Source organism: Terrabacter sp. FW104-15G4B, from assembly GCF_058790095.1.
Genome location: NZ_JBYTCI010000002.1, coordinates 268503 through 283715, shown reverse-complemented (window position 1 = coordinate 283715; position 15213 = coordinate 268503). Strand labels below are relative to the sequence as shown.

Here is a 15213-nt window from a genome sequence, read left to right as displayed (position 1 = left end):
GCCAACCAGACCGGGATCGCGATCTCCGCCGCCCGGCATCGCCATGCCCTGTCGGAGCAGGTCCGGTTGGGTGAGCGGTGCAGGCCGTCGCCCGCATCGCCCAGGAGGACCTCGACCCGGCCAGGGTCGTCGACGTGGCCGCGGTGCCGATCACGTCGGGGCTCGCTGCGGCAGGCCTGTGGCTGCGCGCGTTCGCGGGTGAGGACGACGACGAGCGGGAGAGCGTCTCGGCCCGCAGCGGCGCTCCGGTGCACACGCCCGTCACCCTCGTGGCGATCGCCCGGCGCCTGGCCACCAGCTGTTGGCGCGATGGTGTTGTCGCCGTCCTCGGGGACGGGCGCGCGACGCCGGCTGCGATGGGTGCCGCCGAGGACGTCGCCCAGGTGGAGTCCTTCCTGCACGACGCCGGGGCACGCTCCCTCCTGCTCGCCCCCATGGGCAGCGGGACGACGTGCTTCGGGTACATCGCGTGCACGCGCGGCCCGGCCGACCCCGAGTGGACCGACGCCGAGGCCCAGGCCGCGCTCGAGATGGGCCGTGACCTCGGGCGGGCCATCCGCAACGCCCGCCTGTATGCCGTCGAGCGACGGGTCGCATCCGAGCTGCGCGAGGCCGACCGCGGCAAGACGCAGCTCTTCTCCACGGTCTCGCACGAGCTGAAGAACCCCCTCGCCTCGATCGTCGGTCACGTCGAGCTGCTGCGTCAGGAGCCCGAGGACAACCGCGACTGGTCGCTCGGCGTCATCGAGCGCAACACCCAGCGGCTGCAGGACCTCGTGGACGACCTGCTGACCCTCTCCCGGGTCAGCGACCCCGACCGGGCGGTGCCGGAGGTCGATGTCGACCTCGGCGAGGTGTCGCGGGAGGTCGTCGACATGTTCCGGCCCCGGGCGGACACGCAGCAGGTCAGTCTCACCTTCGACCTGCAGGAGGACCTGCCCCTCGTGCGGGGCAGCGCCGGCGACCTCGAGCGCGTCGTGCAGAACCTCGTCAGCAACGCGGTGAAGTTCACCCCGGCAGGCGGGACCGTCGCCGTGTCGGTCGGCAGGCGACGCGACCGGGTGGTCCTGGAGTGCGTGGACGACGGCGTGGGCATCTCGCCGGAGGACCAGGGAGGCCTGTTCACCGAGTTCTTCCGCGGCACCAACCCCGCGAGCCTGAAGGTGCCCGGCACGGGACTCGGCCTCAGCATCGCGCACCGCGTCGCAACCCGGCACGGCGGGCGCATCGACGTCGACTCAGAGCTTGGGCGCGGGACGAGCGTCAGGTTCCTGCTGCCCGCGGTGTGACGTCAGGGCCGACGGCCGCACCCGCGACGCCGGGGGTGACGGGGATCTCTGCGGTGTCCGTGCCGTCGGCCGTGGTGTCGGCCGGCCTGCTGGGTGGGGTGCCGACTGCGGTGCCGACGGTCTGGGCGCCCCCCGGCACGCTTTCCGGCCCCCTTTCGGACGACGAGTCCACGTCCTCGCCGTCCTCTTCCGTTGACACGCCCCGGCCGGCGAGCACGGCCACGAGCAGGGCCACCACGCCGACGGCGACCAGCGTGACGGTCCACCCCCGACCGAGGTCGCCGGCGAAGACGACGACGAGGATGCACACCACACCGACCCCCGCGGCCACCGGTAGGGCCAGGGGCGCGGCCGCGGCGCGGTCGACGCCACTACGGGCACCGCTCCACCCACCGTCGGCCAGGGACCGGACCTGGCGGGCGCCACGCGAGGGTCCGGCCAGGACGGCCACCAGCACGACGGCAAGGGCGACCGCCACCACAACGCGCACGAGCCCGCGCAGGTCGGCGATGACGGTGTCGGTGATGGCCACGGCTGCGGCGGAGCTGTCCGGGGGCACTCCGCTGGCGACACGGGACCGGGCGAGGGCCAGCCCGAGCAGCAGCAGGACGCACCCGACCGCGACACCCAGCCCCACGCGTACCAACGCTCGTCGTCGGTTGCGCGCCAGAGCGAGCCCACCGACGAGGAGCACGAGCGCCAGGATCGGCAGGGCCACCCCGCCCACGCGGAGCCCCGAGTAGGCGGTCCGTGCCGTGCGCACGTCGTCGCTCGCGAGGATGGGCACCGAGGCGGTGATGGGTGGCAGCTTGTCGACGAGCGGCACTCCCGCGGCTGTGAGCCGCTGCTCGATCGGCGTGACGAGGTTGCCGATGTCGATGCTGACGTCGGTGCCGTTGTCGACGAGCGCGCCCGTCGAGGATCCGGAGAGCAGGTTGATGAGCTGGGTGTGGGCGACGCGGTTGGCCGTGGCCCAGGCGGTGGGGAACCGGTCGCTGGTGACCACCTTGGTCACGGCGCGGCGCACGACCTGCTCCACCTGGTCGGTGAGCGGCGCGACGAGCAGTCCCAGGGCCCGGCCGGCGGCCGGCGGGAGGCCGTTGGCCTCGAGCCCCTCGATCGCGCGCTGAGCGAGCTTCTGGTCGGTGATCGCCGCCATGGTGCGATCGGTGGCGCGGTTCACGACGAGCGCGGTCACGGCCGGGTCGGTCGCGAGCGGGGTCACCGTCGCCACGTAGGAGTCCGTGTCGGTGACCGTGGTCCGCAGCCAGGTCGCCGTGACGGCCAGGGGCACCAGCACCACCCCAAGGACGAGCAGCACGGCTGCCAGGGTCGAGCGCAATCGCGGTGACATGGCGTCTCCGTCCGGTCTGCGGCGTCGGCGGCCGTGCGGCCGCTCGTCGACTGTCCCTCCCCACGGTCGGGACCGCATCGCCCGTCGCGGGTGAGGCGGGCGCAGTCGGCTCAGGCGGTGCCGTGTGCCGGTGAGCCCAGGGACAGTTCCACGCGCAGGGCCAGGTGGTCGGAGACGGGCAGGCTGAGCGCCTCGCCCGGCCCGCCCGTCACGGCCCCGCGCAGCAGCACGTGGTCGATCTGCTGCCGGGGCGCGCTCGTCGGGAAGGTGACCTCCGAGACGGCCGGTTGCATACCGGTGATCCGGGTCGCGCGGGGTGGGGTCATGTTGAGGTCACCCATCAGCACCACCGGTCCGTCCTCGTCGGCGATGTTCGAGACGAGGTGGCGCAGCTGCCGGCCGTTCCACCACTCGATGAAGGACAGGTGGGTGTTGACCACCGTGACCGGGCCCTCGGGGGTGTCGAGGTCGGCGACCACGGCCACCCGCGGCTCATCGCGCACCAGCTCCGGCCGGCGCCCGGAGAAGAACATCGGCACCCTGACGGGCACGGGCGCCAGCCGGACGACTCGCCAGCCACGCACGGGGAAGCGGGAGAGCAGCGCGATGCCGTATGCCGCCGCATCGGGCTGCTCGAGACCGGTGGCCGCGACCCACGTCGCACCCGGGCTGCCCGAGAGGGCGGCGACGAATCGGTGGTCGGGGGCGCCCATCACCTCAGCCGCGATGGCCGTGAGGTCCGCATGGTCCGACCGGGTCTGGTTCCGGTCCACCTCCTGCATGGCGAGCACGTCGCAGTCCAGCCGCTTGACCGCCTCGCGGAACCCGGCGAGGTCGACGTGCTGGTCGGTCGGCACGCGTCCGTTGAGGATGTTGAACGTCGCGACTCTCATGAGGTGCCACCTACCCCGACCGCGCCGGAGGTCACCGCGCGGTGAAGCGGTGAGGCGCGGCGGGGTAGGCGGAAGTCATGGGAGCTGACGACTCGACCGACCTGCGCGAGGCCCTCAAGACGGTGGCCGTGGCGCTGAAGCAGTCCGGCGTACCGTTCGCGCTGATGGGCGGCTACGCCGCGTGGGCGCGCGGCGGTCCTGAACCGGACCACGACGTCGACTTCCTGGTCGCCCACGAGGACGCCGACCGCGTGGCGGAGTACCTCGCCGAGCAGGACCACGACGTCGTGCAGCCTCCCGAGGACTGGCTCTTCAAGGTCTTCGCCGACGGGGCCATGGTCGATGTCATCCACAGCCCCGTCGGCGGTCCCGTCAGCCGGGCCGACGTCGAGCGGGCCTCGATGATGGAGGTCCTGTCGGTGCAGATGCCCGTGCTCGACGCCACCGAGCTGGTCGTCTACAAGCTCAACGCCCTGGAGGAGCACTCGTGCGACCTGGGCAAGGTGCTTCCGGTCGTGCGGGCGCTGCGTGAGCAGGTCGACTGGGCCCGGGTCGAGGCGGAGACGGCCGACAACGACTTCGCCGTGGCGGTCATCTTCCTGCTGCGCCGGCTCGGCGTCATCGAGGACGGGCCGTTGCCGGCGTCATGAGGCGTGCCCCCCGTGCGCACGCGCCGCTGCCGGCGTCGCCGCCAACCTCGGGAGCAGGAGGGCGACACCGACGGCGATGCACACGACCTCGGACGCCGCTGCGAGCCAGACCGATCCGCCGGCCCACTCGGTGTGCACGCCCAGCAGCCCGACGGTGGAGGCGATGACGAACGCCCCCAGCGTCGCCGCCCCGAACCCGGCGGTCAGGAACGCGGGCACCCAGTGCTCCCAGCGCAGCAGCAGGATCGCGATGACGATCCCGGCCACGACGTTGACGAGGAACATCGGCCCCACGCTCTGCTTCCGCACCCCGTCGAACCACAGGTAGAGGTGCACGCCGGCGGAGACGAGCAACGCCGCCGCACCCACGGCTCGAAGTCTCATGGGAACTCTCCTTCTTGACTGGGTCGCGCCGCGGCGTCCGGTCGACGGCGCGGTGTTGGACGTCCTCTCCTCCAAGACGATCCGTGGGGGCGCCACGTTCACCCGCCGCCGGAGGGGCTGAAGGCGGTGAGGAAGCGGTCGCGGAACTGGTCCATCCGCCAGACCGGCGCGGCGTGGTCGGGGCGCAGACCGTCCTGCCAGCCCCACCCGGCGACCTGGCGGAGCACCGCCGGGTCGCGCGCGACGATGCTGACGGGAACGTCGTGGCTCGCGTGGTCGCCGGAGACGACGCTGACCGGTTGGTGGTCGCCGAGCACGAGGACCACGAGGTCGTCGTCGTGAGTGGAGGTGAGGAAGGAGACGACGCTGTCGAGGGAGTAGGCGACCGTCTGGCCGTATGCCGTCCGCACCCTGTCAGGGCTGCTCCAGACGGTCTCCCGTGAGGTCGCGTGCCCCACCTGGGCCGAGAAGGTCGAGCCGTCGCCGATCGTGGCCCAGTCGACGAGCCGGGGCAGCGGCGCCCACGGGACGTGGCTGGTCACGAGATCGACCTCGGCCAGCACCGGAGGCCGGCCTGTCGCCGGGCCGGGGCCCAGCTCGAGACGGTCGAGGGCGGACAGCGTGTACTGGTCGGGCATCGGCGCGTAGCCGAAGCCGGGACCGGCATAGCCGAGAGTGCGGGCGTCGTAGACCTGGTCGTAGCCGTAGAAGGCCTTGCCCTCGGGCCAGTCGCGGCGGTTGGCCGGGATGACGTCGACGGTGCGCCACCCGGCGCCGTGAAAGGCCCGGGCCAGGGTGAGGCGGGGGGAGCCGGACCCCGCCGTGTCGAGCAGCTGGTCGTAGCGCTGCTGGCTGCTCACCCAGAGCCCGGACTGCAGGGTCGAGTGGGCGAGCCAGCTGACCCCGCCGAAGGTCGGCGAGGTGAGCCAGCCGCTGCGGGTCGAGTAGCCGGCGTCGTGCAACCGGCTCGTGCCCGCGGTGAGCGCGCCCGCGACGTCCTGGCTCTGGTCGACGGCGACCTTGCCGTAGCTCTCGACGAAGAGCACGACGACATCCTTGCCGGACAGCGCGGACAGCAGGCTGCCGTGCCGTGCGCCGCCGAAGGCGTCGACCGGGATCTCGCCACCGAAGACGTCGCGGTCGTGCAGGCCGTCACGGACGGCCGTGGCCGTGTCACTGCCGAGGGCTGCGGCGCTGGACGATGCGACGGGCAGGTCGGGCGAGACGTGGACACCGAGGGCGGCGCTGACGACCCACAGCACGGTCGCAGCGACGACGGCACGCAACGCGCCCGTGCGATGGCGTCCGACCAGCCGTCCGAGCCGGTGCAGCGCCAAGGGGGTCAGGACGAGCAGCCCGAGCAGGAGCGCGGCGGCGCCGGTGGCGGCCAGCGCGGCGGCCAGCGGTCCGGTCGAGTCACTGATGAGGTCCTTGAACGACCCGGCGTAGCGCCAGTCGGTGACCGGGTAGAAGGGGCGGTACAGGGTGTCGAGGAACGCCGCGTTCAGCACGCGAAGGACGAGCAGTAGGCCGAGAACCACCCCGACGACACCCGCGAACCACCACGCCGCCCGGCCACGGAGGGCGAGGAGGCCGGCGACGATCACGATGCCCTCGATCGGGATGCGGAGCAGGTCGAGCGGTGTCGGCGACCAGCCGACGGCGGGTGTCGGGGCTGCGAGGGCGACCCACACGAGCAGGGCGGCGAGCGCGGTGAGGAGGTGGCCGATGGCTCGGCGCCCTGGCGAGCCGCCGGCCGCAGACGTCATGAGAGCACCTCCACGTCGGCGGCGGTGCGCGGGAGGGCAAGGTGGGCGCGGGCAGCTCCCGGCTCACCGACGGCTGCCGGCTCCCGGCCGAGACGGCGCAGCGTCACGAGCTCGGTGCCGAACGACACCAGCAGCAGTCCGAGGCCCAGGGCGACGGCGCCGGACACCGCGGGGCCGGGCAGCACCCCCGCCACAGCCACCGTCAGGGCGATGCCCTGGTAGGCCGCGACGACCTTGCGCCACCGTCGAGCCGGCACCTGCCCCCTCAGCCACGGCGCCCACCGGCCGAGCGCCGCGACGAGGAGCAGGAGGTAGCGGGCGGCGCCGATGCCGAGCACCCACCACCCGAGGTGACGTGCGGCATACGCGCTGAGGACGAGGATGAGGAAGGCGTCGGTCTCCATGTCGAACCGGGCGCCGAGGGGGTGCACGGTCCGGGTGCGGCGCGCCACCTTGCCGTCGACGGCGTCGAGAGCGAGCGCGACCGACGACAGCGCCACCAGGGCCGCCGTGGATGTCCCGAGGGGCGCGCTCGTCGCAGGCGACGCCACGGTGCCGACCGCGAGGGCGGCGACGCCGCAGACGAGCACCGCCCGGGCGAGGGTCACTCGGTCGGCGGGCAGGAGCGCGCGGCGCGAGGCTCGGGCGAGACCCGCCGCCAGCGACACGCAGAGCACCGTCCCGCAGGCGAGCCCGACGGTCCAGCCAGGGACGCCCGGGCCCGGTCCGGCGCTGTCGGCGGCGTCCAGCGCGGTGAGCAGCGCCAGCACGCCGGCGAGCCCGACGAGAGGGCCGGGGGGAACGTTCTGACGCACCACGCCTCCACGTCGCCGATGGCTTTGACCCCAAGGACGCCGACGTCCGCCCCGGAGTTCACCAGCCGCCCTAGTCTGGGCGCGTGTCCACCGATGCACAGGCGTTCTGGGTGGTCGAGCCCGGTCTGGGTGAGATCCGACCGGCCGCGCTGCCCGAGCCCAGGGCCGGCGAGGTGTTCGTGCGCGCCCGGCACTCGGCCGTCAGCCGCGGCACCGAGACGATCGTCTTCCGCGGAGCGGTGCCGCGAGACCAGTACGCCGCCATGCGGGCTCCGTTCCAGGAGGGCGACTTCCCGGGGCCGGTGAAGTACGGCTACCTCGCGGTCGGCCTCGTCGAGCAGGGCCCGTCGGAGCTGCTGGGGCGGACTGTCTTCTGCCTGCACCCGCACCAGACCGCGTTCGTCGTCCCGGTGGCGGCGGTCGTCGTCGTGCCCGACGACGTGCCGGCGCGGCGGGCCGTGCTGGCGGGCACGGTCGAGACGGCGGTCAACGCGCTCTGGGACGCAGCCCCTCGGCTCGGTGACCAGGTCGCCGTCGTGGGAGCAGGGATGGTCGGCTGCTGCGTCGCCCGGCTGCTCGCCGGGATCCCCGGCTGCCGGGTGACGCTCGTGGACGTGGACCGGACACGGGCCGCGGTGGCCGCCCGGCTCGGTGTGGCGTACGCGCACCCGGACGACCTCGCGTCCTCGCGCGGGGACCACGACCTCGTCGTCCACACGAGCGCCACCGGCGCCGGACTCCAGCTCTCGCTCGACCTGCTGGCTCCTGAGGCGACGGTGCTCGACCTCAGCTGGTACGGCGACTCACGCGTCGAGCTCTCCCTCGGGGGCTCGTTCCACTCCTCCCGGCTGCGGATCCGGGCCAGCCAGGTGGGTTCGATTGCGGCGGCACGACGCTCTCGCTACACGCACGCCGAACGGCTGGCCCTTGCTCTTGACCTGCTGCGCGACGACACCTTCGACGCCCTGCTCACGGGGGACTCGCCGTTCGAGGACCTGCCGGACGTCCTGCCGCGCCTCGCGGACGGCTCCCTGCCGGCCATCTGCCACACCATCACCTACTGACCACCTACCGACCTCACCAGGAAGCGGGAGCCGATGTTCAGCGTGACCGTCCGGGACCACATGATGATCGCCCACAGCTTCCGTGGCGAGGTGTTCGGCCCGGCCCAGCGGCTGCACGGGGCGACCTTCGTCGTCGACGTCACCTTCCGCGGCCCGGACCTCGACGACGACGACATCCTCGTCGACATCGGACTCGCGACCCGGCACGTGCAGGAGGTGGTCGGCGCCCTCGGCTACCGCAACCTCGACGACGAGCCGGCCTTCCTCGGGGTCAACACCACGACCGAGGTGCTGGCCCGCACCGTCGCGGACCGGGTCGTCGACCGCATACGGGCAGGAGGGCTCGGCGGCGCGGCCGGCCCGGTGACCGGGCTGACGGTCACGCTGCACGAGTCCCACGTCGCCTGGGCGAGCTACGAGTGCGACCTCTGAGGGAGGTCCATGCGGTCGTCCCGGCCGGGATCGACGACCCCGAGCGGCCCAGCGGCGGCAACACCTACGACCGGCGCGTCCTCGGCGGGCTGCGCGCCTCCGGCTGGCAGCTCCGGGTGCACCCGGTGCCGGGACCCTGGCCGTGGCCGGACAGCTCGGCGCTCGCCGCGCTCGAGGACGTCGTCGCGACCGTCCCCGCGGGTGCGGTCCTGCTCGTCGATGGGCTCGTCGCGTCCTGCGCCGACGGGGTCCTTGTGCGATCGGCGCCGCGGCACCGACTCGTCATCCTCGTGCACATGCCGTTGGGCCCCTCGGACGTCGCGGCCGCCGACGGCGAGGGCCGGGTGCTTCGGGCGGCGGCCGCCGTCATCACGACGAGCCGGTGGACGCGCGACGGGCTGCTCGACGCGTACGGCCTCGCCCCGGACGCAGTCCACGTCGCCCACCCCGGCGTCGACCCGGCGCCGGCGGCCGTGGGCACGCCCGGCGGGGGATGCCTGCTGTGCGTCGCCGCGGTCGCCCCCCGCAAGGGGCAGGCCGACCTCGTCACGGCCCTCGGGCAGGTGCGCGACCTGTCCTGGTCGTGCGCCCTGGCCGGCGCGCTCACCCGGAGCCCCGACTTCGTCGCCGGGCTGCGCGACCGCATCGAGCGGGAGGGGCTGGCCGAGCGCGTCCAGCTGCTCGGCGCGCTGGGCGCCGACGCGCTGGGCCGGGAGTATGCCGCCGCGGACCTCCTCGTGCTCCCCTCCCATGCGGAGACGTACGGCATGGTCGTGACCGAGGCGCTCGCCCGGGGCGTACCCGTCCTCGCCACGGCGGTCGGGGGTGTGCCCGAGGCGCTCGGCGGGGGAGGAGGCGTCGGCGACCCGGGGCTGCTCGTGCCGGCGCGGCGCCCCGACGCCCTCGCGGAGGCGCTGCGGGGCTGGCTGGGCGATCCGGACCTGCGCCGGCGGCTGCGTGAGGGCGCCGCCCACCGGCGCGAGTCGCTGCCCATGTGGTCGATGACGACGGACCAGGTCGCGAGCGTGCTCTCGCGCGTCAACGGATAGCTGTCGCGTGAGGTCCCGGGCCGCTGAACCCGATGGCGGGCAGGGACGTCCTTCCCAACAGACACCTTCCGCAGAAAGGTCGATGCAGATGCACGGCGACCGGTCCTGGCTGCGCCCCCTTGTCGGCGCCGCGATCCTCGGGGTCCTCATCTGGCGGGTCGGCGTCACCAGCGTGGCCGACGCCCTGCGGCAGGTCGACTGGCTGGCGGTCGTCGCTGCCGCGGGCATCGCCGTCCTCACGACCCTGTGCGCGGCGTGGCGCTGGACCCTCGTGTCTCGCGGCCTGGGCATCGACCTGCCCCTGCGCTCGGCGATGGCCGAGTCCTACCGGTCCCAGTTCCTCAACGTGACCCTGCCCGGCGGCGTGCTCGGCGACGTGAACCGCGGGGTGCGTCACGGGCGCGGTGCCGGTGACGTCGGCGCCGGGCTGCGGTCTGTGGTCTGGGAACGCTCGGCCGGGCAGGTCGTGCTGGGCGGCGTGACGCTGGGCGCCGTGCTGCTTTCCTCACCGCTGGGCCTGTCCGCGCTGCCTGACACGCGCGTCCGCGTGGCGGGTGTCGTCCTCCTCCTCGGCGCGGCCCTGCTGACGTTCCCCGTTGCGGCGGTCATGGTGCGGATCCGCCGAGGGCGCGACGGCGGAAGGGTGGCACGCGTGGCGCGCGCCGCCTGGGCCGACGCGCGCGCGGGGCTGTTGGGACGGCATACCTGGCCAGGGGTGGTGCTGGCCTCCTTGGCGGTGGTCGCCGGGCACGTTGCCACGTTCGTCCTGGCCGCCCGGAGCGCCGGTGTCACGGCGCCGGTGGGGCAGCTGCTGCCGTTGGCGCTCCTCGTGCTCGTGGCGATGGCGCTCCCGCTCAACGTCGCCGGGTGGGGCCCCCGCGAGGGGGCGGCGGCCTGGCTCTTCGCCGGTGCCGGGCTCGGCGCGGCAGGCGGCGTGGGCACCGCCGTCGTCTACGGGGTGATGGCGTTCGCGGCGAGCCTGCCCGGTGCGGCACTGCTCGTCGCGTCAAGGCGAGCCGCGGTGCCGGCAAGCGCCGTCGTCGCCCCTGCCCCCGTCCTCGAAGGAGCCGTCCATGGCTGACCGTCCCTACACGCTCCTCAGCTGTGGCATGTCGATCGACGGCTACCTCAGCGCAGGGCGCTCCACCCGCCTGCTGCTGTCCAACGACGACGACTTCGACCGGGTCGACGGGGAGCGGGCTGCCAGCGACGCGATCATGGTCGGCGCCGGCACGATCCGCCAGGACAACCCGCGGCTGCTCGTCCGCTCCGCCGAGCGCCGCTCCGCGCGCGTCGCGCGTGGCCTCGCGCCATCGCCGACGAAGGTCACGGTCACGAGGCGCGGTGAGCTCGACCGGGGCGCTGACTTCTTCGCCGCGGACGGCGCCGACAAGATCGTCTACTGCCCCAGCGGTGTCGTGGAGGAGGCGCGCGTCCGGCTCGGCGCCGTGGCAGCCGTCGTCGACGCCGGGCGGCCGGCCACCCTGCGGCGCGTCTGCGAGGACCTCGGCGACCGCGGCGTGCAGCGCCTCATGGTCGAGGGGGGCGGCACCGTGCACACGCAGCTGCTCACCGACGACCTCGCGGACGAGCTCCAGCTCGTCGTCGCGCCCTTCTTCGTCGGCGACCCGGCGGGCTGCCGCTTCGTCGGAGACGGACGGTTCCCGTGGCACCCGGGTCGCCGCGCGCGGCTGGCCGAGGTGCGCCAGATCGGCGACGTCGTCCTGCTCAGGTATGCGTTGTCCTCGCGTTTCGAGGAGGGGCGGTGACGGCCGTGTCGCCGGGTCTTCCCGCAGCCCGGGTGCGCACCCAGGTGCTCCTGCCGCTCGCCTTCGCCGACGGTTTCGAGACGACCGCGCGCGCGTTCACCTTCGACGGCCTGGCCGACGGGCGCGAGCACCTTGCCCTCGGCCTCGGTGACCACTCAGCGCCGCCTCGACCCGGCACCCGGGCCCCGGGGACGACGCCCGTGCGCCTGCACAGCGAGTGCCTGACCGGTGACGTCTTCGGCAGCCGACGCTGCGACTGCGGCGCCCAGCTGCGTGAGTCCGTCGGGCGCCTCACCGCCTCCGGCGGCTTCCTGCTCTACCTGCGGCAGGAGGGGCGGGGGATCGGCCTCTACCCGAAGCTCGACGCATACGTGCTCCAGGATGCCGGGCTCGACACCTACGAGGCCAACGTCGCGCTCGGCTACGGCGAGGATGAGCGCGACTACTCCGTGGCGGCGCAGATGCTCGTCGCGCTCGGCGTCGCGCGGATCTCGTTGCTCAGCAACAACCCGGACAAGGCCGAGCAGCTGCGGGAGCTCGGCATCACCGTGGTGCACCGGGTGCCCACCGGTGTCCACCTCTACGACACCAACGCGCACTACCTGGCCGCGAAGGTGGAACGAGCTGCGCACACCATGGACCTCTCCCCAGCGCGCCGAGTGCACCGGGCCGGTGGGTAGCAGACGGTGCTCACGCGCCTGACCGGCCCACGGCTGGGTCTCCGAGGGTTGGTTGCGAATCTCCGTCGGTGGGGTAAGGACAGGTGGACGCCCCTTCTGCGCCCGACGGTCGAGAAGAGTGCCGAGGAGGCGTCGACGAGCGTGGCTTGCTCGTGACGCCGGGGGGCGCCCCGAGCTGACACCGCTCCTGTTGGTCGGCCTTGCCGACCACTTCCGCCACATCTGGGTGTGGCGTGGGCACGAGGTGCGGCCCCCGGGCTGTGCGTACGGTGACCCGGCCCGTCGCAGGGTCGGAAACACGGAACGAGAACCGATGACGAACGACGACGGCACGGACGTCCGAGCTCGACTGCTCGACATGTTGCTCGAGAAGGTCGCCCAGGACAGGTACGCCTCGAGCACCATGATGAACCTCATCGAGGAGCTGTTGCTGCCCGATGAGGTGCCTGTCTATGCAGCCGTGCTTTTGCAGAAGATGCGCGAGGAGAACTACCCCAGCGTGCCCATGATGCGGCGCCTGGCGGATCTCATCGAGTCGGCCTAACCAGCCGCTCGGAACCCGGGGATCCCGCACACGCGGCACCCCCAGATGACGGCTGTCCGGGCCCGGTCGGGGCACTCTCACGAGTTTGCCTTCGACTGTTTCCGGGATCGCCGATTTACCGTTTGATGGACAAGTCGAGGGGTACACAATGGCCGAAGGAGGTAGCCGCGACCTGCCGTCCGAAGGGGCGACATCGCGGCACGAATCTATGTCTGTACCAACGAAAATCGCTCTTGGCGTCGCCGGCGGATACCTGCTGGGACGGACCAAGAAACTGCGTCTCGCAGTCGCCCTCGCCGGCATGCTCGCCGGCAAGCGGATCGCCGCCCAACGCCAGGATCTGCTGAGCCAGGGGACCAAGCTGATCCAGGACAATCCCCAGCTCAAGGAGCTGCAGAACCAGCTCACCGGGCGCCTCGTCGAGGTGGCCCGGGAAGCGGCGCTGACCATGGCCGCGACCAAGGTCGAGGCCTTGACGAAGTCGCTGCAGGGCGGTCTGGAGTCCGGGGGCGAGGAGTCCGGCGAGCAGTCCGGCGGAGAGCAGGGCGCTGGCGGTGCGGTGGGCGCTGCGTCTGGCGCTGCCTCTGGCGCGAAAAGCGGCCTGACCGGCACGTTGTCCGGCTTGAGGAAGAAGGCGGGGGGCAAGAAGTCCAAGGGCGGGCAGGACGAGGGCGGCGAGCCGCAGGCCCAGCAGGACGAGGGGCAGGGCGACGAGCAGGAGGAGCAGGACGAGCCGCAGGCCCAGGACGATCAGGCCGAGAACGACGAGCAGGACGAGCAGGACGAGCAGGATCAGCCCGAGTCCCAGGACGACGAGGCCGAGTCCGATGAGGACGAGGACGACGAGGACGAGGACGACGAGGACGAGGACGAGCAGGATCAGCCCGAGTCCCAGGACGACGAGGCCGAGTCCGATGAGGACGAGGACGACGAGGACGACGAGGACGAGGACGAGGACGACGAGTCCGACGCCTCGCCGCAGCAGGACCGGCAGCAGGATCAGCAGCAGGACCAGCAGGGTGGCGCCGACGACGACTCGTCGACCGACGAGGGCTCCAATGGCTCTGCACCCCCTGCCAAGGAGGCAACTCCGCGCAACGTCGCCAAGAAGGTCTCGGCGAAGAAGGCCGCCAAGCGCCAGGCCGGGAAGGGTCAGTGATGGCCATGTTGAGCAGTTCTGGTGGAAGCAGACTCAAGACCGCGTCCGGTGGCCTGCTCAAGGCTCTCAGCGGCAAAGTGGTGGGCGCGGTCGGTCACCGTGTCAGCGGACTGAGCGACCGCCTCGAGGGCGTGGCCGAGGGCAACCCGTCGGCCAAGGCCGTGATCGGCGGCGGGCAGTCGGTCCTCGAGGGCGAGAGCCCCGTCAAGGGCGCCCTGAAGGGTGCCGCGAGCGGCATCAAGGACAAGGTGAAGGACGTCATCCCGGGCCTCGGCGGGGGTGGCGGTGGCGGCGGCAAGACGGCCAAGCCGACGAAGGCCACGAACATCATCGAGTCGACGGACGTGGGCGTGCCGATCCGCGTCGCCTACAACCAGTGGACCCAGTTCGGCGACTTCCCCAGCTTCATGAAGAAGGTCGAGACCGTCGATGCGCAGGAGGACAACAAGCTGCACTGGAAGGCGAAGATCGTCTGGTCGCACCGCGAGTGGGATGCGACGATCCTCGAGCAGACCCCGGACGAGCGGATCGTGTGGCGCTCCAAGGGCAAGAAGGGGCATCCCGACGGCGCCGTGACCTTCCACGAGCTCACGCCGAACATGACCCGCATCCTCGTGGTGCTGGAGTACTACCCGCAGGGCTTGTTCGAGCGCATCGGCAACATCTGGCGTGCCCAAGGTCGACGAGCTCGTCTGGAGCTCAAGCACTTCCGTAGGCACGTGATGACCCGGAGCATCCTCGATGGCGAAGAGATCGAGGGCTGGCGGGGCACCATCCACGACAGCGAGGTCGTGACGACCCACGAGGAGGCGCTCGAGCAGGAGGCCCAGCAGGAGCAGTCCGAGAACGAGGAGCAGGACTCGCAGGGTGACGAGCAGGAGTCGCAGGGTCCGGACGACAAGGGCTCCGAGGACTCGGAGTCGTCGGAGAACGAGTCTCCCGAGGGTGAGTCCGAGGGCGAGTCCGAGGGCGACGAGTCCGAGGGCGACGAGTCCGAGGGCGACGAGTCCGAGGGCGACGAGTCGGGAGGTGACGAGTCGGGAGGTGACGAGTCGGACGAGTCGGAGGGCGGCTCCGGCGATGAGGACAACGACGAGCAGTTCGAGGGCGACGAGGAGCTCGACGACGACGAAGACGAGGACCTCGACGACGACGACGACGAGGAGGAGCTCGAGGACGACGATGAGGACGACGACGAGGAGTCCGAGGGCGGCGACGCCGACGGCGACTCCCAGCAGAGCTCCGGGAGGGTCCGCCGCGAGGAGGAGTAGGCCGGGGCCGCGAACGCCTCGCCATCCAGACGGTGAGCGAGGCGAGCAACAGCCGAGACAGAGCACGTTCCGTGGAACGGGGCAGGAGTCT

At 72.5% G+C, this 15213-nt stretch carries 16 protein-coding genes; 11 read left to right on the top strand and 5 right to left on the bottom strand.

Annotated features, from left to right (window positions below; genetic code table 11):
* Positions 1 to 77 precede the first annotated feature (77 nt).
* Entirely contained in the window at positions 78 to 1289 is a 1212-nt protein-coding gene (locus AC3WRT_RS03270; protein WP_492719060.1) for a sensor histidine kinase, read from the top strand.
* Here the strand turns inward: AC3WRT_RS03270 and AC3WRT_RS03265 are convergent.
* Positions 1264 to 2643, bottom strand: a complete 1380-nt coding sequence (locus tag AC3WRT_RS03265) for a hypothetical protein (protein ID WP_492719058.1) — start codon at positions 2641 to 2643, stop codon at positions 1264 to 1266. The genes AC3WRT_RS03270 and AC3WRT_RS03265 overlap by 26 nt on opposite strands.
* A gap of 110 nt (positions 2644 to 2753) precedes the next feature.
* The gene (locus AC3WRT_RS03260; protein ID WP_492719056.1) at positions 2754 to 3536 is read right to left on the bottom strand and encodes an endonuclease/exonuclease/phosphatase family protein; all 783 of its coding nucleotides are present in this window, start codon (positions 3534 to 3536) and stop codon (positions 2754 to 2756) included.
* A gap of 77 nt (positions 3537 to 3613) precedes the next feature.
* On the opposite strand from AC3WRT_RS03260, the gene AC3WRT_RS03255 reads away from it, so the two are divergent.
* Complete coding sequence (locus AC3WRT_RS03255; protein ID WP_492719054.1) at positions 3614 to 4186, top strand: nucleotidyltransferase family protein; 573 nt, start codon at positions 3614 to 3616, stop codon at positions 4184 to 4186.
* On the opposite strand, the gene AC3WRT_RS03250 is transcribed toward AC3WRT_RS03255, so the two are convergent.
* From AC3WRT_RS03250 to AC3WRT_RS03240, 3 genes are all read right to left on the bottom strand, one after another.
* On the bottom strand, positions 4181 to 4570 hold the full coding sequence (locus AC3WRT_RS03250; protein WP_492719052.1) for a hypothetical protein: 390 nt from the start codon (positions 4568 to 4570) through the stop codon (positions 4181 to 4183). The two genes, AC3WRT_RS03255 and AC3WRT_RS03250, sit on opposite strands and share 6 nt — an antisense overlap.
* A gap of 98 nt (positions 4571 to 4668) precedes the next feature.
* Positions 4669 to 6339: an alkaline phosphatase family protein gene (locus AC3WRT_RS03245; protein ID WP_492719050.1), complete on the bottom strand. Its 1671-nt coding sequence runs from the start codon at positions 6337 to 6339 to the stop codon at positions 4669 to 4671.
* Positions 6336 to 7154 (bottom strand): CDP-alcohol phosphatidyltransferase family protein, encoded by an 819-nt coding sequence (locus tag AC3WRT_RS03240; RefSeq protein ID WP_492719048.1) that lies wholly within the window; start codon positions 7152 to 7154, stop codon positions 6336 to 6338. The genes AC3WRT_RS03245 and AC3WRT_RS03240 overlap by 4 nt, the downstream gene beginning before the upstream one ends.
* 83 nt (positions 7155 to 7237) lie before the next feature.
* Here AC3WRT_RS03240 and AC3WRT_RS03235 point away from each other — a divergent pair, with 83 nt between their 5' ends.
* The 9 genes from AC3WRT_RS03235 to AC3WRT_RS03195 all read left to right on the top strand — a co-directional run bounded on the left by AC3WRT_RS03235 (position 7238) and on the right by AC3WRT_RS03195 (position 15122).
* On the top strand, positions 7238 to 8218 hold the full coding sequence (locus AC3WRT_RS03235; protein ID WP_492719046.1) for a zinc-dependent alcohol dehydrogenase: 981 nt from the start codon (positions 7238 to 7240) through the stop codon (positions 8216 to 8218).
* A 33-nt stretch (positions 8219 to 8251) separates the two neighbouring features.
* A complete protein-coding gene (locus AC3WRT_RS03230) occupies positions 8252 to 8650 on the top strand; it encodes a 6-pyruvoyl trahydropterin synthase family protein (protein WP_492719044.1) in 399 nt (132 codons plus the stop codon).
* Complete coding sequence (locus tag AC3WRT_RS03225) at positions 8638 to 9699, top strand: glycosyltransferase family 4 protein (protein WP_492719042.1); 1062 nt, start codon at positions 8638 to 8640, stop codon at positions 9697 to 9699. Before AC3WRT_RS03230 ends, AC3WRT_RS03225 begins: the two co-directional genes overlap by 13 nt.
* Positions 9700 to 9781: 82 nt before the next feature.
* Entirely contained in the window at positions 9782 to 10780 is a 999-nt protein-coding gene (locus AC3WRT_RS03220; RefSeq protein ID WP_492719040.1) for a lysylphosphatidylglycerol synthase transmembrane domain-containing protein, read from the top strand.
* Positions 10773 to 11468 carry a RibD family protein gene (locus tag AC3WRT_RS03215; protein WP_492719038.1) on the top strand — a complete coding sequence of 232 codons (696 nt, stop codon included), beginning with the start codon at positions 10773 to 10775 and terminating at the stop codon, positions 11466 to 11468. Before AC3WRT_RS03220 ends, AC3WRT_RS03215 begins: the two co-directional genes overlap by 8 nt.
* On the top strand, positions 11465 to 12148 hold the full coding sequence (locus AC3WRT_RS03210; RefSeq protein ID WP_492719036.1) for a GTP cyclohydrolase II: 684 nt from the start codon (positions 11465 to 11467) through the stop codon (positions 12146 to 12148). The genes AC3WRT_RS03215 and AC3WRT_RS03210 overlap by 4 nt, the downstream gene beginning before the upstream one ends.
* Positions 12149 to 12461: 313 nt before the next feature.
* Complete coding sequence (locus AC3WRT_RS03205; protein ID WP_492719034.1) at positions 12462 to 12692, top strand: hypothetical protein; 231 nt, start codon at positions 12462 to 12464, stop codon at positions 12690 to 12692.
* 208 nt (positions 12693 to 12900) lie between these two features.
* Complete coding sequence (locus AC3WRT_RS03200; RefSeq protein WP_492719032.1) at positions 12901 to 13851, top strand: hypothetical protein; 951 nt, start codon at positions 12901 to 12903, stop codon at positions 13849 to 13851.
* On the top strand, positions 13851 to 15122 hold the full coding sequence (locus AC3WRT_RS03195) for an SRPBCC family protein (RefSeq protein ID WP_492719029.1): 1272 nt from the start codon (positions 13851 to 13853) through the stop codon (positions 15120 to 15122). Before AC3WRT_RS03200 ends, AC3WRT_RS03195 begins: the two co-directional genes overlap by 1 nt.
* Positions 15123 to 15213 lie beyond the last annotated feature (91 nt).